The organism is Polaromonas sp. P1_F8, assembly GCF_056405635.1.
Genome location: NZ_JBFUBS010000006.1, coordinates 217,515 through 238,059, shown reverse-complemented (window position 1 = coordinate 238,059; position 20,545 = coordinate 217,515). Strand labels below are relative to the sequence as shown.

The following is a 20,545-nucleotide window of genomic DNA, read 5'->3' as shown; positions in this document are numbered from 1 at the left end:
TTTGTAACCATCCATCGCCAGCTTGGGCAAACCCCTCCGGGACCGGCGGCGCAGTCCGACCCGCTATCATTGACCCCATGCTTGAACAACGTATCGAACAGCAGTTCATTGACAGCGCCGACCTGAAATACCAGGCGGCACAGGTCCTGTCTAAACCGATTGCGGCCGCAGTGCAGGCCATCCTGGCCAGCGTCACCAGCGGCGGCAAAGTCCTGGCCTGCGGCAATGGTGGCTCGGCTGCGGATGCCCAGCACTTCGCTGCGGAGTTTGTGGGGCGCTATGAGCGCGAGCGGCCCGAGTTGGGTGCGATTGCGCTGACGACCGACAGCTCCATCCTCACCGCCATTGCCAACGACTATGACTTCACGGTCATCTTCTCGAAGCAGGTGCGTGCCCTGGGCGGCGCCGGCGACGTATTGCTGGCCATCAGCACCAGCGGCAATTCGGCCAATGTGCTGGCCGCCATCGAAGCCGCCCATGAGCGCGAGATGACCGTGGTGGCGCTGACGGGGCGCGGGGGCGGCAAGATGACCCATGCCCTGCGCGAAACCGATGTGCATATCTGCGTGCCGCATGAGCGGACTGCGCGTATCCAGGAAGTGCACCTTCTTGTCCTCCATTGCATTTGCGATGGTGTGGACACCCAGTTACTTGGCGATCAGGAGACCTCTGTATGACATATGCCCCGTTGAAACGACTCACTCTGGCCATTGGTACATCGGTATTGCTTGGCAGTGCCCTGACAGCCTGCTTTCCTTTGGTGGTAGGCGGCATGGCTGGGGGGGCGCTTGTTGCCACCGACCGCCGCACGTCGGGTGCGCAGCTGGAAGACGAGGGCATTGAATTGCGGGCGGCCAGCCGGATTCGCAGCAACGTGGGAGACCGTGTACATGTCAACTTGACCAGTTACAACCGCCAGGTGTTGCTGACGGGTGAAGTGCCCAGCGCGCAAGACAAGCAGCTGGTCGAGCAGATCGTTTCGCGTGTGGAGAATGTGACCTCGGTGGTCAATGAGCTGGCCGTGATGGGCAACGCCACCCTGACACAGCGCTCGTCCGACACCCTCGTCACCGGCCGTGTCAAGGCGATGCTGGTGGATGCCCGTGACTTGTCGTTGAACGCCTTCAAGGTGGTGACCGAGCGTGGTACGACCTACCTGATGGGACGTGTGACACAGCGCGAGGCGGATCGCGCCACCGAAGTGGTCCGTTCCACCCCGGGCGTGCAAAGAGTCATCCGCATGTTTGAAATCATCAGCGAGGAAGAGCTGGCACGCATGCTGCCGTCAAAACCCGTAGAGCCGCCCGCCGGCGCCAAACCCGCCGGGAGTTGACGTTAGTTAGGGGCTGGCAGTGCTGGCCTCTGCAGCATTGCCGTTCTGCTTTCCACCCGATTTTCCGGATTCGACCCAGTTTCTATTTCAGGCGCTTGATCAGGCTCGATGTGTCCCAGCGCTGGCCGCCCATGGCCTGCACGTCGGCATAAAACTGGTCGACCAGGGCCGTCACGGGCAGGCGCGCACCGTTGCGCTTGGCTTCGTCCAGTACCAGGCCCAGGTCCTTGCGCATCCAGTCCACGGCAAACCCGAAGTCAAACTTGTCGGCCACCATGGTTTTGCCGCGGTTGTCGAGCTGCCAGCTTTGCGCTGCGCCCTTGCCAATCACGTCCAGGACCTGGTTGACATCCAGACCGGCCTTCTGGCCAAACGCCACCGCTTCGCTCAGGCCTTGTACCAGGCCGGCAATGCAGATCTGGTTGACCATCTTGGTAAGTTGCCCCGCGCCGCTTGGGCCCATCAGCGTGAAGGCTTTTGAAAAAACCATGCCCACTGGTTTCGCGGCCTCAAATGCTGCGGCGTCTCCGCCGCACATCACTGTGAGCGCACCATTTTGCGCACCAGCCTGGCCACCCGAGACGGGTGCATCTATGAAGTGCAGGCCGATCCTGGAGGCCGCCGCGGAGAGTTCACGCGCCACATCGGCCGAGGCCGTGGTGTGGTCCACGAAGATAGCGCCCGGTTTCATGCCGGCCAGCGCTCCATCGTTACCCAGTACCACGCTACGCAGGTCGGCATCGTTGCCCACGCAACAGAAAATGACGTCTGCGCCTGCAGCCGCCTCGCGCGGTGTGGCGGCTGCACGGCCCTTGAACTCGCTCGTCCAGGAGGCAGCCTTGGCGGCGCTGCGGTTGTAGACCGTGACGTCGTGGCCCGCCAGCGCCAGGTGCCCGGCCATCGGGAAGCCCATGACACCGAGGCCCAGGAAGGCGACAGTACGTGAATCGGAAGTTTCGTAGGTTTTGGGGTGAATTGATGACACAGTTAAATCTCTTGAGGCCCGTCGGGCAAGGGGGTTTTGCAGCAATGATTATGGCTTGATTGCGCGCTTTGCCCAGTGAACCTCCCTGTTTTCCCATGAAGGAGCAGCTTCACATTCATGGCGCATCTCAGCGCGTTGGGGGGTATGCAAAACAGGCAGTCCTGCCCCATTTATTAACTGAATTGCATCATGCCGTTTCCAAAAGACCAGTTCTCACGCGACGTCTCAACCAGATTGATGATGACGTCGGCCGCACTAAAGCTGCAATTCGACGAGATTTGTTTTCCGATTTCCGAGAAGAGCGCCTTCTTCATGTCCAGCGATCGACCGGGGGCGCAAAATATTTGAATAAAAACCACGTGGGCGGAGTGCGTGACCCCAAGGAATTCTTCGGAGCAAATGAGCTGGCGCGGTGTATGACGCGTGAGCGTCTGGAAGCGATCCGGCCCCGGCACATTGAAAGTGTCTACCAGGGCTTGATGCACAAGGCCCGACACGGCCGAAAGCTCTTCGTCCGGCGTGCTGTCAGGAAGGTCAATTCGTACGAGAGGCATGAAGTTTCCTGTGGGTTTAATCGGTTGTTGTGCTGTGCGGAGAGACGGAGGTGAATGGGGGGCAGTGGTGAGTTCCCGCGCTTGCTAGCCCGCGGCAGCTCCAATGGCCATTCCCAGGTCGGCGTTGGTATAGGCTTTGCCGGCAATTCCCCAGGCACCCTCCACCGCATAGGTCACGTTGACGAAGGTGCGCTCTCTCGGATGTTTCCCCGCCTTGAGCTCGTCAATGATGTCTGTTGCCGCCTTGACGAAGTTGTTTTTCACCGACTGATCGGGGAAGGTGACAGAAGGGACCTTAACCTCTATGACCGCAAGTGACTGGGGTTTGCCGCCGGCATAGCTGTGCTCTTCAGGGTAAATGTCGACATGCCCGATGACTGCAGGAGTCATGAAGGCGTTTCCGCTGAGGCCGTGTACCTGCAGCAAGGCGCCTGCAACTCTGGAGAAAACCTCGCGCTCGCCGGCCGGCGTTAAAAGTCCCTGCGATAGCTGGATGGAGATGGGCATAAAAATCCTTTGAAGAGCGACGGCGCAACATGTCCGTGCGAAGTGAACTGTGCCCAAGATGGCGCCGGCTGGAAATCCCCCCGAATGCATAATGCTTGTGTCAAATCTGCACAAGCATGAAAAACCTCAGCCTTGACGACTTCTCGCTGTTTGCGCAGCTTGCATCTGCCCAGTCGCTCTCGACAGTAGCGAGGGAACGCAACGTTGCGGCCAGCCATATGTCGCGTTCGCTCGCGCGCATGGAGGCTCAATGCGGCCTGCGGCTGATGCACCGGACCACTCACAGCCTCTCTCTCACTGACGAAGGTGAGGTCTTCCTCGAATATGCCCAGCGCATCCTTGCCGAACACAGGCAATTGCAAAACAGCTTCGCCAGCCGAAGCTGCTCAGTGGTGGGTACGGTGCGCTTGAGCATCAGCCAGATTCTTGCTGAATATGTACTGATTCCCCGGCTGGGCAAGCTGCGGGCCTTGCACCCGGAATTGAAGCTGGACCTGCATCTGGATGATCGCCTTGTCAGCATGGCCGATGAGGCGATGGATATCGTCGTGAGGGCGGGTGTTGCACCTGCGCAGACGGCCATTGCCCGTAATCTTGGAAGCCATGGGCGTGCTTTGTACGCCTCACCCGTGTATCTCAAGAAGCATGGCGTTCCGCGTGCGCCGGCAGATCTTCAATTGCACAGCCTGATATCAAATACCACTTCGATTACCCACAATCAATGGACCTTCGAAGAAAACGCGGTCGTCACCCCACTCGCGGTGCAGGGGCGGTTGCGCGTCAATAGCAGCGCTGCGGTGGTTTCACTTGCCTTGGCGGGAGCCGGCATTGCCCGGATCAACGACGTTATCGGCCGCGAGCTGGTGGCGCAAGGCCGGTTAAAGCCAGTGCTGGCCCGGCACACGGTGAGCGATGTCTATTCTATTGATGCGGTGATTCTGGCCGAACGCCATCGGGCTCCCAAAATCCGGGCCACGATCGATTACCTTCAGGTCTGCTTCGCGGCCTTTAGCCCTTCCAACTCAGCCCTTGGCCGGAACGACGCCGGCAGTTCAGCGGCTTAGACGATAGCGAAGTTTTCCGTGCCTGCAGCCAGGTCGACGGACTTGGCACGCTGCGAATTAAGCTTGATCTGCAGGCGCAGGTCGTTCACCGAGTCGGCGTTGCGCAAGGCATCTTCGTAGGTGATGAAGTGGCTCTCGAAGGCGTCGTACAGCGCCTGGTCGAAAGTCTGCATGCCCAGGTTGCGGCTCTTTTTCATGATCTCCTTGATTTCGGAGACTTCGCCCTTGAAGATCAGGTCGGAGATCAGCGGCGAGTTGAGCATGACCTCCACCGCCGCAAAACGGCCCTTGCCGTCCTGCTTGGGCACCAGCCGCTGTGAAATCATGGCCTTGAGGTTGAGCGAGAGGTCCATCAGCAACTGGGTGCGGCGCTCTTCGGGGAAAAAGTTGATCACGCGGTCCAGCGCCTGGTTGGCGCTGTTGGCGTGCAGGGTGGCCAGGCACAGGTGGCCGGTTTCCGCAAACGCGATGGCATGTTCCATGGTTTCGCGATCGCGGATCTCACCCATCAAAATCACGTCGGGCGCCTGACGCAGCGTGTTTTTGAGGGCTGCCTCCCAGCTGTCGGTGTCCAGGCCCACTTCGCGTTGCGTGATCACGCAGTTCTTGTGCGCATGGACAAATTCCACCGGGTCTTCGATCGTGATGATGTGGCCGAACGACTGCTCGTTGCGCCAGTCGACCATGGCCGCCAGCGTGGTCGACTTGCCCGAACCGGTAGAGCCCACCAGAATGGTCAGGCCGCGCTTGCTCATCACCACTTCCTTGAGCACCTGGGGCACACCCAGCCCGTCGATGGTGGGCAGCACGGCGGGAATCGTCCGCATTACCATGCCGACCTTGCCCTGCTGGATGAATGCATTGACCCGGAAACGCCCCACGCCCGGCGGCGAGATGGCGAAATTGCATTCCTTGGTGCGTTCGAATTCGGCGGCCTGCTTGTCGTTCATGATGGAACGGGCAAGGGCGAGCGTGTGGCCGGCGTTCAGCGGCTGCGGCGACACTTTGGTCACCTTGCCGTCGACTTTCATGGCCGGAGGGAAGTCGCCTGTGATGAACAGGTCACTGCCATTGCGGCTGACCATGAGTTTCAGCAGATCATTGATGAATTTACTGGCCTGGTCGCGTTCCATTTGCGACTCCTTTCAAACAAACTCTGTCGTTGCCGGAAACTCGGCAGGATCGGTGACGGTGGTTCTCTCTTCAATCAAGCAGGGGCCGCGCAACCGGCTTTGCCGGGCCGCAGGCGCAGCGGCCCCGTACGTAAGGAAAGGGGCAGCGCGCCGTAGGCTCGAAGTGACAAGCGTGGGGGCCATAGCTTCTAGCCGGGGAAGTTTTCCGGGATTTTTGCCTTGCCGCGGGCTTCGGCAGCAGAAATCACATTGCGCTTCACCAGTTCGGTCAGGTTCTGGTCGAGCGTCTGCATGCCCACACTGTTGCCGGTCTGGATGGATGAATACATCTGTGCGACCTTGGCCTCGCGGATCAAATTGCGGATGGCGCTGGTGCCCAGCATGATTTCGTGTGCGGCCACGCGGCCCGCACCGTCTTTGGTTTTGCACAGCGTTTGCGAGATCACGGCCTGCAATGACTCGGACAGCATGGAGCGGATCATTTCCTTTTCCTCGGCCGGAAACACGTCGATGATCCGGTCGATGGTTTTCGCGGCGCTGGACGTATGCAGCGTGCCGAAGACCAGGTGGCCCGTTTCAGCGGCCGACATAGCCAGCCGGATGGTTTCCAGGTCACGCATTTCACCCACCAGGATGGCGTCCGGATCTTCCCGCAGGGCCGACTTCAGCGCGGCGTTAAAGCTCAGGGTGTGTGGGCCAACCTCACGCTGGTTGATCAGGCATTTTTTGGATTCGTGCACGAATTCGATAGGGTCTTCCACCGTCAGGATGTGGCCGTACTCGTTTTCGTTCAGGTAGTTGACCATGGCGGCCAGTGTGGTCGACTTGCCCGAGCCGGTGGGGCCGGTGACCAGCACCATGCCCCGCGGTTTCATGGCCAGGTCGCCAAAAATCTTGGGGGCGTTGAGCTGTTCCAGTGTCAGGATTTTGGATGGAATGGTCCGCAGCACCGCACCGGCGCCGCGATTCTGGTTAAAGGCATTGACGCGAAAGCGCGCCAGCCCGTCAATTTCAAAGGAGAAGTCGACCTCCAGGAACTCTTCGTAGGTTTTGCGCTGGGTGTCGTTCATGATGTCATACACCATGGAATGCACCTGCTTGTGGTCCAGCGGATCGATGTTGATGCGCCGCACGTCGCCGTGAACCCGGATCATGGGCGGCAAGCCTGCCGACAAATGCAAGTCAGACGCCTTGTTCTTGACGCTAAAAGCCAGCAACTGCGTGATATCCATCCCGGGACCCTTTGAAAATGGTTTTCAAACTAAGTTTACAGTTCGATTATGACCACGATTGTGCGCAATCTCCAGCTTGTCCGTGACCGGATAACCACGGCCTGCGTAGCTGCCGGGCGCAATCCGGCGAGCGTACGGCTGCTGGCGGTCTCCAAAACCTTCGGTGCGGACGCCGTGATCGACGCCGCGTCGGATGGGCAGCGCGCCTTCGGCGAAAACTACATCACCGAGGGCGTAGAGAAAATTGCCACCCTCCGCGCCTGGCAAGGCGCTGAGGCACAGGGCGCTGCGATTGCGCTGGAGTGGCATTGCATTGGCCCGGTTCAGAGCAACAAGACCCGTCTCGTGGCTGAGTATTTTGACTGGGTGCAGTCGGTCGATCGCCTAAAAATCGCCCAGCGGCTGAGCGAGCAGCGGCCGCCCGGTTTGCCGCCGCTCCAGATCTGCCTGCAGGTCAACGTGGATGACGGCGCCAACAAGTCGGGCGTGGCGCCTGAGGATGTCCCGGCGCTGGCGCAGGCGGTTGTGCAGCTGCCGCACCTCACCTTGCGCGGCTTGATGGCGATACCGGAGCCAGCTATCGATTTTGTAGCTGCCTGCGCTGTCCACGCGCGGACAAAAGCCATTTTTGACGAAATCAATGCTTCAGGTGCGTTGCCTGCACCCATGGATACCTTGTCAATGGGCATGACCGCTGACCTGGAGGCGGCGATCCATTCGGGCAGCACCATGGTGCGCGTAGGCACCGCTATTTTTGGGGGGAGATAGCCCCCACGGTCGCTCACTCCGTGTAGCTTCCTGCCCCCCGAGGGGCCGCTGCGCCTGCGGCCCGGCAAAGCCGGTTCCGCGGCCCCTGCTGGTGAAGACATGCCCTGCTTCGGGGGCCGTTTCTATTTCTTGGGAGGAGCGATGGGTTTGATGTTGCCGCAATCAGCCGACAGCCATTTGCCTGCAGCATCCATGGTCATCTTCTCGGGCTTGCCTTTGACGGTGGTCGTGGTGTTCATCTTCATCGTGTAGGCGGTGTCGCCGTTGAAGGTCATCACACCTTCGCCGCTGGAGGGCGGTTGGGTGCACACATAAGAAATCTTCATGGTGTTGCCGCTGCGCGGCGACTGGGTGGTTTTGCAGTCGCCTTGCTGCTGCTGGGGCATTTCGTTGCGCTCGGCCATTTCCTTGGTGATGCACATCTTCATGCTCATGCCACCGCCGGCGCCGGCCCCCATGGACATGCCCTGTTTGCCCATCATGTCCTGCATCTGCTTGCGCTGCTCGGGCGACATGCTGGCCAGCTGCTTTTCCATGTTGGCCATGGCTTTTTCCATCTCGCCGGAGCTTGACTGCATCTTGCTCGTCATTTCCCACAGGCCCGGTTTGGTGGTCTGTGCAGAAACCCCGGCGGACAGGACCAGCGTGACAACAGCAAGGGTGGCTGGAAAGGGGGTAGAAAGCTTCATGGGTGTTCCTGGTGAATGGCAAACAGGGGATGAGCCCGCATTATTGCCAGCATGGGCCGTTTTGCAAGTTTCGATGTCGTCAGCGCATGAATTTTCCGCCGCGCCCGATGATGGTGAGGTCGGTGAAGCGGGAGCCCTCGTGACTTTGGGGGCTGTAGTTCACCGTGAAGCCACCCATGTTGTAGTCGCGCATGGACTCCAGCGCCGTCACCAGGCTCTCACGGGTCAGGTTCTTCCCCGCAGCCCGACGCAGGCCTTCGGTAAAGACCTTGGCCACCAGAAAACCTTCCATGCTGGAGAAGTCAAAGTCCTTGTGGCCGCCCTCGGCCATGCGTTGCTGGTACTCACGCACGATGGCCGATGAGGGTGTGTAAGGGAAGGGCATCACCTGTGAAATCGTCACGCCCGCCCCGGTGTCGCCCAACTCCTCGGCCAACGCCTTTGAGCCGACAAAACTCACGTTGAAAAACTGGCCGCCGTAGGCCTTGGCCCGTGCCTGCCTGATCAGCGCGGCGCAGGACTTGTAGGCACTGATCTGGATCACGGCCTCGGGCGTGACCTTGAGTATTTCTGCCAGCGGTGCGGCAACATCCACGCTGTTGCGCTCGACCGTGACGCTGGCAGCCGGCTTGAGGTTGCGGCGGGTCAGCGCCCGCATCACGCCTTCCAGCCCGGCCTTGCCATAAGAGTCGTTCTGGTAGAAGACCGCGATTTTGGTGATACCGACGGTGCTCAGGTGCTGCACGATGCGCTCGGTCTCGTCAAAGTAACTGGCGCGCACGTGGAACAGGTTCCGGTTGAAAGGCTCGCGCAGGCCCTGTGCGCCGGTGAACGGACCCACCAGCGGAATGCCTGCCGCGTTGATGGCCGGCACCGCGGCCAGGGTGGTGGGTGTGCCGACCGAACCGATCAGCGCGAACACCTTGTCTTCTTCGATCAGGGCCTTGACCGCGGCAGCGGCCTTTTCAGGTTCATAACCGTCATCCCGCGAAACCAGCTTGAGGGTGCGGCCATTGATTCCGCCGGCGGCGTTGACGGCATTGAAGTGCGCCAATATGCCCAGTTGCATGCGCTTGCCCAGCTCGGCGGCGGGGCCGGTCTGGGCGGCGAATTGCCCGACGCGTATTTCGGTATCCGTCACGCCGATTTCCGCCGACTGCGCAGCGGCGGCGACAAGCACCCCCAGCATTGCGCCCAAACGCCACCATGGCTTGTTTTTCATCAGGGACCTCCGTTTTTTTCGTGGTGATGGTTTTTTCACCATCTGCATATGCAACTTCATGCATATGTGCACTGCAAGGTAGTCCAATGCGCATGGCTTGGCAACGCGGTTAGTCCGGGTGCGGCTGGATTTGAGCGGGAATCCGTGAGAAAAGTGCCGCTAACGCGGCCTTTTCAGGCGGGCAGCAGATGCCCGGCCTAGACCCCCAGCGCCAGCCGGGTGGTATTTTTCACCTCTTCCATCACCGCGTAGGTGCGGGTTTCGCGCACGCCCGGCAGCTGCCACAGCACGGTGCCGGCAAAAGAGCGGTAGGCCACCATGTCGGCCATGCGGGTTTTGAGCAGGTAGTCAAAGCCGCCGGCCACCATGTGGCATTCGGAAATTTCAGGGTGAACCTGCACCGCGGCCTTGAAGGCTTCAAACACATTGGGCGTGGTGCGGTCCAGCAGCACTTCGACAAACACCATCATTCCGGCGCCCAGCTTGAGGGGGTTGAGCAGTGCTTCGTAACCCAGGATGTAGCCGTCCCGGCTCAAACGCTGCACGCGGGCCAGCACGGCCGTGGGCGACAGCGCCACGCTCTCGGCGAGCTTGAGGTTGGAAATCCGGCCGTCCTGCTGCAGGACATTCAGGATTTTCAGGTCAATGCGGTCAATTTCGGGTGAGGCTTCAAACATGTGTAGTGAATTATTCGGTAAATTTCGTAAATTTAGCGGGAAATTCTGCTGAATTCAACAGAGCATCATCGTATTGACTGAATAACCGCCATTTACCGTGAAAACCTCCATGAACCATCTGCCTGCATCTCCGCGCCTGCCCTTCCCATACCGCCCCGAAGCCGGCATCGTGGCCGCGCACCTGCAGCGCCTCGCCGGGGCGCTCGACTGGGCGGCGGCGGCGCACTCCGCCCAGCCCTGGGTGCAAGCCGTGCGTGACAACCCGCCGCCCTTCTGGGCGATGGAAAGCCTGCTCAAGGAATACCCGATCTCCAGCGCGGAGGGCCTCGCCCTGATGCGGCTGGCCGAAGCCCTGCTGCGCGTGCCGGACGCCGAAACCGCGATTGCCCTGACGGCCGACCAGCTCGGCCGGGCCGATTTCGACAGCGCCGGCGATGGTGTGATGGCCCGCCTGTCGGCCTCGGCGATCGCCATGTCCAAGATGTTCCTGCCCGAAGGCGGGCAGCCCAACATCATGAGCAAGCTGGGCGCGCGCACCGTGGTAGCCGCGACCTTGCGCGCCGTGCAACTGCTGGGCCGGCAGTTTGTGCTGGGCCAGACGATCGGCGGCGCCATGAACGAGGCCGACGATTCCCGGAAGAAAATCCCCAATTTGCGCTTCAGTTACGACATGCTGGGCGAGGGTGCGCGTACCGATGCCGACGCGTTGCGCTATCTCGCCAGTTACACAAACGCTATCGAATCAATAGCTGCTGGCGCTCGTCCAGTGGGGGCTACCGAGCAAAACGACGGTATATCCATCAAGCTCAGCGCGCTGCATCCGCGCTACGAAGACGCCCAGCGCGAACGCGTAATGGCCGAGCTGGTGCCGCGCGTCTGGGGGCTGTGCGAGCTGTCGGCCCGGGCCAATATCAACCTCACCATTGACGCCGAAGAGGTCGACAGGCTCGAACTTTCGCTGGACGTGTTTGAGGCCCTGGCCGCCCTGGTGGCAAAGCACCACCCACAGTGGCAGGGCTTTGGCCTGGCCATGCAGGCCTACCAGACCCGCGCGCTGGAGCTGATCGAGCACATCGCCGCCATTGCCCGCAAATACAAGCTGCGCCTGATGTGCCGCCTGGTCAAGGGCGCGTACTGGGATTCGGAAATCAAGCGTGCGCAGGAGATGGGCCTGCCGCACTACCCGGTGTTCACGCACAAGCACCACACCGATGTGTCTTACCTGGCCTGCGCGCAGGCTTTGCTGGCCGCGCCCGACGCCATTTACCCGCAGTTTGCCGGCCACAACGCCGCCACCATCGCCGCGATTTTGCAGATGGCATCCCGCAACGCCGTACCGTTCGAGCTGCAGCGCCTGCACGGCATGGGCGAGGGTGTGTTCCGCGAAGTGCTGAAGAACCCGCTGATCAGCTGCCGCGTGTACGCGCCCGTGGGTGCCCACCGCGACTTGCTGGCTTACCTGGTGCGCCGCCTGCTTGAGAACGGCGCCAACTCCTCGTTTGTGCACCAGCTGGCCGACGAGTCGGTCGGCATGGGCGAGCTGCTGACGTCGCCGCTGCGGCTGGAGCCCGAATCTTCGCTGCCGCTGCCACCCGCGCTGTACGGCCCGGCCCGGCCCAACAGTCTGGGGCTGGACCTGACGGTACAAAGCATGCGCGCACCGCTGCTGGCCGCGCTGGCGACCACGCAGGTTCCCGTGGTGCCGGAGTTTGATGCCAAATCGGCCACCAGCGCAATAGCGACGGGCGCAAGCAGCTATCAAAAGTGGAGCAAAGTGCCCGTTGCCGAGCGTGCCGCCATCCTGCGCCGTGCTGCCGCCGCGATGGAGCAGCAGATGCCGAAGTTCTGCGCATTGCTGGTGAAAGAGGCCTTCAAGACCTGGGGCGATGCGGTGTCTGAACTGCGCGAGGCGGTGGACTTCCTGCGCTATTACGCGGGCGAGGCCGAACGCATCATGCAGCCGGTGGCGCTGCCCGGCCCCACAGGTGAAACCAACGAGCTGCGCCTGTCGGCGCGCGGTGTCTGGGTCTGCATCAGCCCCTGGAATTTCCCGCTGGCCATCTTCACCGGCCAGGTTGCGGCGGCACTGGCCACCGGCAACGCTGTAATGGCCAAGCCCGCCGAGCAAACCCCCGGCGTGGCCTGGGAGGCTGTGAAGTTGCTGCACCAGGCCGGCGTGCCCGAAGGCGCGCTGCAGCTGGCGCACGGCCCCGGCGACACCGTGGGCGCCGCGCTGGTGGCGGCACCGCAGGTGGCCGGCGTGGTGTTTACCGGCTCCACCCAGGTCGCCAAGATCATCAACCGCGCGCTGGCCGCCAAAGACGGCCCCATCGTCCCGCTGATCGCCGAGACCGGCGGCATCAACGCCATGCTGGTGGACAGCACCGCCTTGCCTGAGCAGGTGGCCGACGCGGTGGTGCAGAGCGCGTTCCGCTCCGCCGGCCAGCGCTGCTCGGCGCTGCGCCTGCTGTGTGTGCACGAGGGCATCGCTGAGCACGTGATCGAGATGATCAAGGGTGCCGCGCAGGAGCTGGTCGTGGGCGAGACGGCCGACCTGGCGACGGATGTCGGCCCGGTGATCGACCGCGAAGCCTTTGACAACATCCAGAAGCATCTTCAGCGCCTGAATTCAACGTCAAAAGTGCTTGTAAGCCATGCAGAACGGGCGCAAGCAGCTCCTGATTCGATAGCAAATGCCATCCCCCCCGCAGCCTTTGAAGTGCGCAGCCTGGCCGAAGTGAAAGACGAAATCTTCGGTCCTGTGCTGCAGATCGTGCGCTGGGGCAGCGGCGAGCTGGCCACGCCGGAGGCCGTGATCGCGCAGATCAACGCACTGGGCTACGGCCTCACGCTCGGCATCCAGACCCGCATCGACTCGCGCGCACAGGCACTCGCGGCCAGCGCCCACGTCGGCAATATTTATGTGAACCGCAACATGATCGGTGCGGTGGTCGGGGTGCAACCCTTTGGCGGAGAAGGCCTGTCCGGTACGGGCCCCAAAGCGGGTGGGCCGCATTACCTGTATCGCTTTTGTGCCGAGCAGACTGTGACGGTGAATACGACGGCGGCGGGAGGGAATGCGGCGCTGCTTGCCGGAGGGGCTTGACGGCGGGTCGTTGCTTGTTCCGACGGGGCGCCTTCCTCTGAATCCTGCTGGCCGGGGGTTGCCCGGCATGCAACTCACTTTCTTTTGCTTCGCCAAAAGAAAGTAAGCAAAGAAAAGGCGACCCTGGTTCCTGCGTCCCTGCGCTGCGCTCCGGGCAACCTGCGGTGCTCGGTCCAGCCGGGGTCAAAAACAACTCGCCTTCGGCTCAAACAAGTTTTTGCCCTGATCCGTCTGGACCTCCGCTCCTCGGCGCATACACAAGGGGGGTGGAAACAGAAATACCGAACAGCCAACAGCCGAATACCGGAACCCGAACACCTGAAGAAACAAGGACACGCCATGGCGTGTCCTTGTCGGTATTGGAGTTGGTATTTGTCTTCGGTCCCTGCACCCGCTAGCCCCTTCTGTATGCGCCGAGGAGCGCAGGTTCAGGCGGATCAGGGATCGCGATTGTCTGAGCCGTAGGCGAGTTCGAGCGAGACCCCGCCTGAACCGAGCACCGCAGGTTGCCCCGGAGCGCAGCGCAGGGGTCGCAGACAGCAGGGTCGCCTTTTCTTTTGCTTACTTTTCTTTTGGCGAAGCAAAAGAAAAGTGAGTAGCTGCCGGGCTACCCCCGGCCAGCAACACTCCGCAAAGGGCGCGGCCACAACATCACCAACCGTTCGATCAGGCGAGGGGCCGCCCCGCACAAACTTCCCGAACACACCCCCGCAGCCACCGATGCCCCGGATCCGCATCCAGCCGCGGATGCCAGAGCAATGACACCGTGATCTCCGGCGTGGAGACCGGCAGCGCAAAACTGTGCATTCCGGCGCGCAGGTTCCCGGTGTGCCGTTGGGGAACCGTGGCGATCAGGTCGGAAGACCGGGCCAGTGCCAGTGCCGCCGCAAAACCGCCGACGATGGTGGCGATCTCCCTCTCGAGCCCGAACGGCTGCAAGGCTTCATCCACCGGCCCTTTGCCCTGGCCCCGCCGTGAGACATCGATATGCCTGCCGGCGGCGTAGCGGGCGGGTGTGATCTTTCCCTCGCCCAGCGGGTGCCCCATTCGCACGACGCCGATGAACCGGTCCCGGAACAAGGCCTGCACCCGCAGCTCCGGTGCCGCCGTCTTTCCCACCACGCCGGTTTCCAGGTCAACGGTCCCGTCGCGAAGAGGCGTGCTGTCCTTGTCGAGCTTCTGTACGAAGCACAGCCGTACGCCGGGTGCTTCATTCGCAACGCGTGCAATAAGCTCTGGCCCGAAGTTCTCCACAAAACCTTCACGCGTGCGCAGCGTGAACGTTCGGACCAGCTGTTTGAGCTTGAGCTTTTTGGCGGGGCGCAGCACCGCTTCTGCGTCTTGCACAAGCTGACTGACGCGCTCACGGAGTTCGACGGCGCGCGGTGTGGGAACAAGGCCGCGCCCAGCCCTGACCAGCAGCGGGTCGCCGGTCGTTTCGCGCAATCGGGCCAGCGCCCGGCTCATCGCTGACGGGCTCAGCCGCAGGCGCCGGGCTGCGCCCGCCACGCTGCCTTCCGCGAGCAGCACATCCAGGGTGACAAGAAGGTTGAAATCAGGCGCAGCCATGCATCGACCATAGCGCAATTTGGCCGTCACATGGCGTTAAACGCACTCATAAAGTGCAAATGGTGCGTCTTCCGCCATGCCAGGTAAAGAACTACGCTCCTAGAGAGCTCCATTTCGGGGAGCCACAACCCCTTTACCTGCTTACCCGCTTGCCTGCTTTGCTCACTGGACTATCTTGACCACTCCTCTCACACCCACCCGCTTATCAAAAAATGCCAACGCGGAACCGGCGCCGCCGGTCCGATGGGTGCTGGCCAGCCTTTCACTGTCCATGCTGCTGTCCTCGCTCGGCACCAGCATCGCCAACGTGGGTTTGCCGGCGCTGGCTCAGGCGTTCAACGCCTCTTTTCAGGAAGTGCAGTGGGTGGTCCTGGCTTACCTGCTGTCCATCACCGCCCTGATCGTCAGTGCCGGACGGCTGGGGGACCTGATGGGCCGAAGGCGGTTGCTGCTGGCCGGCATCTTCCTGTTCTCGGTGGCCTCGGTCCTGTGCGCCATCGCGCCCACGCTCTGGCTGCTGGTTGCCGCCCGGGCTGTCCAGGGCCTTGGGGCGGCCGTGATGATGGCGCTCACCATGGCGTTTGTCGGCGAGGCGGTTCCAAAGGCCAGAACCGGCAGTGCCATGGGGCTGCTCGGCACGATGTCCGCTGTTGGCACCGCGCTGGGTCCATCGCTGGGCGGTGTCCTGATCGCCGTATCAGGCTGGCAGGCCATATTTTTTGTCAACGTGCCGCTGGGTATCCTGACTTTTTCCCTGGCGCGTCGCTACTTGCCTGCTGACTGTAAGGAACGGAAGAAGGATCGCCCCCATTTTGATCACTTGGGCACACTGCTGCTGGCCCTGACGCTCGCAGCCTACGCCTTGGCCATGACAACAGGGCGCGGCCATTTCGGTCCGCTCAACATGGCGCTGCTGCTTGCGGCTGTTATCGGCGTCGGCCTCTTCGTGTTCGTCGAGTCGAAAGCGAAATCCCCTCTGGTCCGGCTCGCGATGTTCCGCGCTCCAGGCTTGAGTGCAAGCCTCGGCATGAACGCGCTCGTTGCGACCGTGATGATGGCGACGCTTGTCATCGGCCCGTTTTACCTGTCCCATGGCCTCGGGCTCAACGCCGCGCTGGTCGGCATCGTCATGTCGGTCGGCCCCGTCATTTCAGCATTGAGCGGCGTTCCGGCCGGCCGCATGGTGGACCGCCTGGGTGCTCCGTTCATGGCCGTCGCCGGGCTCATCGCCGTGGCTACCGGTGCAGCGGCGCTGGCCGCGCTTCCAGCGATGTTCGGTGTTGCGGGCTACGTGGCCGCCATCTTCATCCTGACCCCGGGATATCAGCTGTTCCAGGCCGCCAACAACACCGCCGTCATGACGGACATTCCTTCGGACCAGCGGGGTGTCATTTCCGGCATGCTCAACCTGTCGCGCAATCTGGGGCTCATGACCGGGGCCTCCGCGCTGGGGGCCGTGTTCGCGTTTGCCTCGGCGGCGGACATCACGACCGCGGGTGCCGGCGCTGTTGCCACCGGCATGCAGGTCACGTTCGCGGTTGCGGCGGTGCTGGTTGCCATCGCAATCGCCATCGCTGTCGGGGGCCGCTTGCGCGTAAAACCCAGGCTCAGCCGGTAACTTTTTCTTCCTTCGTCACCAGCCAGATCCCATAACAAACCAGCAACAAGGCCAGGCCGTTTTTCCACTCCAGGAAGCGCTCATCCAGAAACACCGCCGACAGCAGTGTCCCAAAAATCGGTATCATGAAATTGAACACGGTGATCATGCTCACGCGGTTGTACTTCAGCAAAATCGTCCACAGCGAAAACGCGGCCGACGACAGCACCACGAGGTAAACCATCAGCAAAGTGGACTTGAGCGTGAAGCCCGACAGCGTGCCGCCGGTGGCAACACCGATCAGCAGCAGGGCAAGGCCGCCTATGGCCAGTTGCCAGCCCGTCAGCACCACCGAGTCCACGCGCTGCGACACCTTCTTGCCGTAAATGCTGGCGGCCGACAGCACAAAAGCGGCAATCACCACAAAGCCTTCGCCGAGCAGCGTGAAATCGAAAGCCAGCAGGCCTTCGCTGAAGTTCACCACCATGACGCCGGCAAAGCCCACCACGCAACCCAGCACCTTGTTGAAACTGAGCCGGTCATTCTTGTAGATGTAATGCGCCAGCAGCACGCTGAAGAAGGTGCCCGTTGCATTCATGATCGAGCTCTTCACGCCGGTGGCATACGCCAGGCCGATGTAGAAGAAGACGTACTGCAAGCTCGTTTGCGTGAGTCCCACCAGCGTCACCTGGCCGAAGGTGCGGCGGTCCAGCTGGAACACCGGTTTTTTACTGATGGCCGCAAACACCAGCAGCACCAGGCCGGCAAAAATAAAGCGCCAGCCCGCAAATACCAGCTTGGAGGGAATGTCGTTGGCCGCAATATGAAACAGCGCATAGCCGTTCTTGATGGCCGGGTAGGCGCTGCCCCAGAGCAGACAGCACAGCGAGGCCAGCAGAAAAACCACTTTGCGCCGGGTGAAAAAAGTGGAACTGTTCAAACCGGGATTCCGTGAAAAGAAGGCCGCGTCCGGACGCGGCAGGGAAACTCAGAGCAGGCGCGCCAGGTACCGTCCGGTATGGCTGGCCGTATTGGCCGCGATGTCTTCCGGTGTGCCGACACCCACCACCGTGCCGCCGCCGGCACCGCCCTCGGGCCCCATGTCGATCAACCAGTCGGCCGTCTTGATGACGTCCAGGTTGTGCTCGATCACCACAATCGTGTTGCCTGCGTCGCGCAGCTGGTGCAATACCTTGAGCAGCAGGTCGATGTCGGCAAAGTGCAGGCCGGTTGTCGGTTCATCGAGAATGTACAGCGTGCGGCCGGTGTCGCGTTTGCTCAGTTCCAGTGCAAGCTTGACGCGCTGCGCCTCGCCGCCCGAGAGCGTGGTCGCGGCCTGGCCCAGCTTGATGTAGGACAGGCCCACGTCGAGCAGGGTGTGCAGCTTGCGCGCAATCGTCGGCACGGCCTTGAAGAACTCGGCAGCCACCTCGACGGTCAGGTCCAGGATCTGCGCGATGTTCTTGCCCTTGTACTGCACTTCCAGCGTTTCGCGGTTGTAGCGCATGCCTTTGCAGACATCGCAAGGCACATACACATCGGGCAGGAAGTGCATTTCGACCTTGACCACGCCGTCGCCCTGGCAGGCTTCGCAGCGGCCGCCAGCCACGTTGAAGCTGAACCTTCCGGCGCCATAGCCGCGTTCGCGCGCCGTGTTCATCTCGGCCATCAGTTCGCGGATCGGTGTGAAGAGGCCGGTGTAGGTGGCCGGGTTGCTGCGCGGCGTGCGGCCTATGGGCGACTGGTCGACGTTGATGACCTTGTCGAAATGCTCGATGCCTTCAATGGCTTCGTGCGGCGCGGGCTCTTCGTGGGCGCGGTACAGCGTGCGCGCCACGGCGGCGTACAGCGTGTCGTTGACCAGCGTGGATTTGCCCGAGCCGGAGACGCCCGTCACGCAGGTCAGCAGGCCCACCGGGAATTCGACGCTCACGCCCTTCAAGTTGTGGCCAGTCGCATTGATAACGCGCAGCACCTGCATGTCGCCCAGCGTGGCCTGGTGCACGGCCTCGCGCGCTGCGCGGCGTTCGGCGGCCGGGCTTTGCGGAAAGCGGGAGATCTTCTTTTTTTCGATGGCTTCCACAGCCTTGACCGTCGGCAGCCAGGGTGTGCGGCGTTTGGGCACGGCGATCTTCAGCGTTTGCGCCAGGTACTGGCCCGTCAGTGAATCAGGGTTGTTCTTGACTTCGTCAAATGTGCCTTGCGCCATCACGCGCCCGCCGTGGATGCCGGCGCCCGGTCCCATGTCGATCACATGGTCGGCCGCGCGGATCATGTCTTCGTCGTGCTCGACCACCAGCACGCTGTTGCCGATGTCGCGCAAATGCTTGAGCGTGCCGATCAGGCGGTCGTTGTCGCGCTGGTGCAGGCCGATGCTGGGCTCGTCGAGCACATACATCACGCCGGTCAGGCCCGAACCGATCTGCGAGGCCAGGCGTATGCGCTGCGACTCGCCACCCGACAGTGTCTCGGCGCTGCGGTCCAGGCTGAGGTAATTGAGCCCCACGTCGTTGAGGAACTTCAGGCGCAGGCCGATCTCGCGCACTACCTTGGCCGCAATTTCGGCCTTGGCACCCTGCATTTTCAGCGCGTTGAAATACTCGAAACTCTCGCGCAACGTTGAGTGGCTGATTTCATAGATCGCCTTGCGCCCGGGTTTGGTGCCATCGGTCACCGATGCGTCAACGCCGTCTTCAGGCGCGCTCACCAGGTACACGTGGCGTGCCTCGGTACGCAGGCGCGTGCCTTCGCAGTCAGGGCAGGGCTGCACGCTGCGATAGCGGGACAGTTCTTCGCGCACGGCGGCGGAATCGGTTTCGCGGTAACGACGCTCGAAGTTGGTGATGACGCCTTCGAAAGGATGCTTCTTGGCGATCTTCTTGCCGGCAAAGTTGCCCGAGTCCATCACATAGCTGAACTTGATTTCTTCCTCGCCCGAGCCATACAGGACAACCTGCCGCACGGTGTCGGGCAGGTTCTCAAAGGCAGCGTCGATGTCGAATTTGTAGTGCTTTGCCAGGCTTTCCAGCATCGAGAAGTAGTAGCCGTTGCGGCGATCCCAGCCCTTGACGGCGCCGCTGGCCAGGCTCAGCGACGGGAAGGCCACCACGCGCGCCGGGTCGAAAAATTCCATATGACCCAGGCCGTCACAGGTGGGGCAGGCGCCGACGGGCGAGTTGAAAGAGAAGAGCCGCGGCTCCATTTCGCTCAGTGAATAGTCGCAAACCGGGCAGGAAAACTTCGCGCTGAAGAGGTGCTCTTTGGCGGTGTCCATTTCCATGGCAATCGCTTTGCCGTCGGCCAGGCGCAGTGCGGCCTCAAAGCTTTCGGCCAGGCGTTGCTGCAGGTCTGCGCGCACCTTGATGCGGTCAATCACCACATCGATGTTGTGTTTTTCGGTTTTCTTGAGCTTGGGCAGGTCGTCGTACTCATAGGCCGTGCCGTCGACGCGAAAGCGCACATAGCCTTGCGACTGCATCTCGGCAAATACGTCCACAAATTCGCCCTTGCGGTCACGCGCCACCGGCGCCAGGATCATCAGCTTGGTGTCTTCGGGCAGCGCCAGCACCGTGTCGACCATTTCGCTGACGCTTTGGGCCTGCAGCGGCAGGTCGTGGTTTGGGCAATAGGGCGTGCCGGCCCGCGCAAACAGCAGGCGCAGGTAATCGTGAATTTCAGTCACCGTACCCACGGTGGAGCGCGGGTTGTGCGAGGTGGCTTTCTGCTCGATGGAGATCGCGGGCGACAGGCCTTCGATCATGTCCACGTCGGGCTTGTCCATCAGCTGCAGGAACTGGCGGGCGTAGGTAGACAGGCTCTCAACGTAGCGTCGCTGGCCTTCGGCGTACAGCGTGTCAAAGGCGAGAGACGACTTGCCCGAGCCGCTCAAGCCGGTAATCACCACCAGCTGGTTGCGCGGAATATCGAGGTCGATATTTTTCAGGTTGTGCGTGCGCGCGCCGCGGATGCTGATCCGCTGGGCCGCAAGTGCTTTGGCAAGGTATTTGCTGTCGTCAGGAGAGTTCAAGATGTGGCAGCCGCAAAACTCTCCATCATAGACCGAAGCACCGTTTCAAGCACAATAGCCGGTTGGGCAAGCCAGGGGCAGC

At 61.8% G+C, this 20,545-nt stretch carries 17 protein-coding genes; 6 read left to right on the top strand and 11 right to left on the bottom strand.

The window, feature by feature from the left end; genetic code table 11:
* Window positions 1-77: 77 nt before the first annotated feature.
* Both AC1D1J_RS19335 and AC1D1J_RS19330 read left to right on the top strand, forming a co-directional pair.
* Entirely contained in the window at window positions 78-677 is a 600-nt protein-coding gene (locus AC1D1J_RS19335; protein ID WP_431098788.1) for a phosphoheptose isomerase, read from the top strand.
* Entirely contained in the window at window positions 674-1,333 is a 660-nt protein-coding gene (locus tag AC1D1J_RS19330) for a BON domain-containing protein (RefSeq protein ID WP_477686987.1), read from the top strand. The genes AC1D1J_RS19335 and AC1D1J_RS19330 overlap by 4 nt, the downstream gene beginning before the upstream one ends.
* A gap of 82 nt (window positions 1,334-1,415) precedes the next feature.
* Here the strand turns inward: AC1D1J_RS19330 and AC1D1J_RS19325 are convergent, their stop codons facing one another.
* The 3 genes from AC1D1J_RS19325 to AC1D1J_RS19315 form a co-directional block, all read right to left on the bottom strand.
* Complete coding sequence (locus AC1D1J_RS19325; protein WP_477695592.1) at window positions 1,416-2,318, bottom strand: NAD(P)-dependent oxidoreductase; 903 nt, start codon at window positions 2,316-2,318, stop codon at window positions 1,416-1,418.
* A 173-nt stretch (window positions 2,319-2,491) separates the two neighbouring features.
* Entirely contained in the window at window positions 2,492-2,872 is a 381-nt protein-coding gene (locus AC1D1J_RS19320; protein WP_477686989.1) for a tautomerase family protein, read from the bottom strand.
* A gap of 84 nt (window positions 2,873-2,956) precedes the next feature.
* Window positions 2,957-3,379 carry a 4-oxalocrotonate tautomerase gene (locus AC1D1J_RS19315; protein WP_477686990.1) on the bottom strand — a complete coding sequence of 141 codons (423 nt, stop codon included), beginning with the start codon at window positions 3,377-3,379 and terminating at the stop codon, window positions 2,957-2,959.
* A gap of 116 nt (window positions 3,380-3,495) precedes the next feature.
* Between AC1D1J_RS19315 and AC1D1J_RS19310 the strand changes: the two genes are divergently transcribed.
* On the top strand, window positions 3,496-4,443 hold the full coding sequence (locus AC1D1J_RS19310; RefSeq protein ID WP_477695591.1) for a LysR family transcriptional regulator: 948 nt from the start codon (window positions 3,496-3,498) through the stop codon (window positions 4,441-4,443).
* Here AC1D1J_RS19310 and AC1D1J_RS19305 read toward each other — a convergent pair.
* A complete protein-coding gene (locus AC1D1J_RS19305; protein WP_457281554.1) occupies window positions 4,440-5,576 on the bottom strand; it encodes a PilT/PilU family type 4a pilus ATPase in 1,137 nt (378 codons plus the stop codon). The genes AC1D1J_RS19310 and AC1D1J_RS19305 overlap by 4 nt on opposite strands.
* Window positions 5,577-5,764: 188 nt before the next feature.
* Window positions 5,765-6,808 carry a type IV pilus twitching motility protein PilT gene (locus tag AC1D1J_RS19300; protein ID WP_457281553.1) on the bottom strand — a complete coding sequence of 348 codons (1,044 nt, stop codon included), beginning with the start codon at window positions 6,806-6,808 and terminating at the stop codon, window positions 5,765-5,767.
* 48 nt (window positions 6,809-6,856) lie between these two features.
* On the opposite strand from AC1D1J_RS19300, the gene AC1D1J_RS19295 reads away from it, so the two are divergent.
* A complete protein-coding gene (locus AC1D1J_RS19295) occupies window positions 6,857-7,576 on the top strand; it encodes a YggS family pyridoxal phosphate-dependent enzyme (protein WP_477695590.1) in 720 nt (239 codons plus the stop codon).
* 122 nt (window positions 7,577-7,698) lie between these two features.
* On the opposite strand, the gene AC1D1J_RS19290 is transcribed toward AC1D1J_RS19295, so the two are convergent.
* From AC1D1J_RS19290 to AC1D1J_RS19280, 3 genes are all read right to left on the bottom strand, one after another.
* Entirely contained in the window at window positions 7,699-8,265 is a 567-nt protein-coding gene (locus AC1D1J_RS19290) for a DUF3617 domain-containing protein (RefSeq protein WP_477695589.1), read from the bottom strand.
* A 79-nt stretch (window positions 8,266-8,344) separates the two neighbouring features.
* Window positions 8,345-9,487, bottom strand: a complete 1,143-nt coding sequence (locus tag AC1D1J_RS19285) for an ABC transporter substrate-binding protein (protein WP_477695588.1) — start codon at window positions 9,485-9,487, stop codon at window positions 8,345-8,347.
* Window positions 9,488-9,684: 197 nt separating this feature from the next.
* Window positions 9,685-10,164, bottom strand: a complete 480-nt coding sequence (locus AC1D1J_RS19280; protein WP_457281549.1) for an Lrp/AsnC ligand binding domain-containing protein — start codon at window positions 10,162-10,164, stop codon at window positions 9,685-9,687.
* Between the two features lie 109 nt (window positions 10,165-10,273).
* Between AC1D1J_RS19280 and AC1D1J_RS19275 the strand changes: the two genes are divergently transcribed.
* Window positions 10,274-13,270 carry an L-glutamate gamma-semialdehyde dehydrogenase gene (locus AC1D1J_RS19275; RefSeq protein ID WP_477695587.1) on the top strand — a complete coding sequence of 999 codons (2,997 nt, stop codon included), beginning with the start codon at window positions 10,274-10,276 and terminating at the stop codon, window positions 13,268-13,270.
* Window positions 13,271-13,936: 666 nt separating this feature from the next.
* On the opposite strand, the gene AC1D1J_RS19270 is transcribed toward AC1D1J_RS19275, so the two are convergent.
* The gene (locus AC1D1J_RS19270) at window positions 13,937-14,839 is read right to left on the bottom strand and encodes a LysR family transcriptional regulator (protein WP_477695586.1); all 903 of its coding nucleotides are present in this window, start codon (window positions 14,837-14,839) and stop codon (window positions 13,937-13,939) included.
* A 247-nt stretch (window positions 14,840-15,086) separates the two neighbouring features.
* Between AC1D1J_RS19270 and AC1D1J_RS19265 the strand changes: the two genes are divergently transcribed.
* Window positions 15,087-16,457: an MFS transporter gene (locus tag AC1D1J_RS19265; RefSeq protein ID WP_477695585.1), complete on the top strand. Its 1,371-nt coding sequence runs from the start codon at window positions 15,087-15,089 to the stop codon at window positions 16,455-16,457.
* On the opposite strand, the gene AC1D1J_RS19260 is transcribed toward AC1D1J_RS19265, so the two are convergent.
* Window positions 16,447-17,376: a DMT family transporter gene (locus AC1D1J_RS19260; protein WP_477695584.1), complete on the bottom strand. Its 930-nt coding sequence runs from the start codon at window positions 17,374-17,376 to the stop codon at window positions 16,447-16,449. The genes AC1D1J_RS19265 and AC1D1J_RS19260 overlap by 11 nt on opposite strands.
* Window positions 17,377-17,424: 48 nt before the next feature.
* Window positions 17,425-20,463: an excinuclease ABC subunit UvrA gene (uvrA, locus tag AC1D1J_RS19255; protein WP_477695583.1), complete on the bottom strand. Its 3,039-nt coding sequence runs from the start codon at window positions 20,461-20,463 to the stop codon at window positions 17,425-17,427.
* Between the last annotated feature and the right edge of the window lie 82 nt (window positions 20,464-20,545).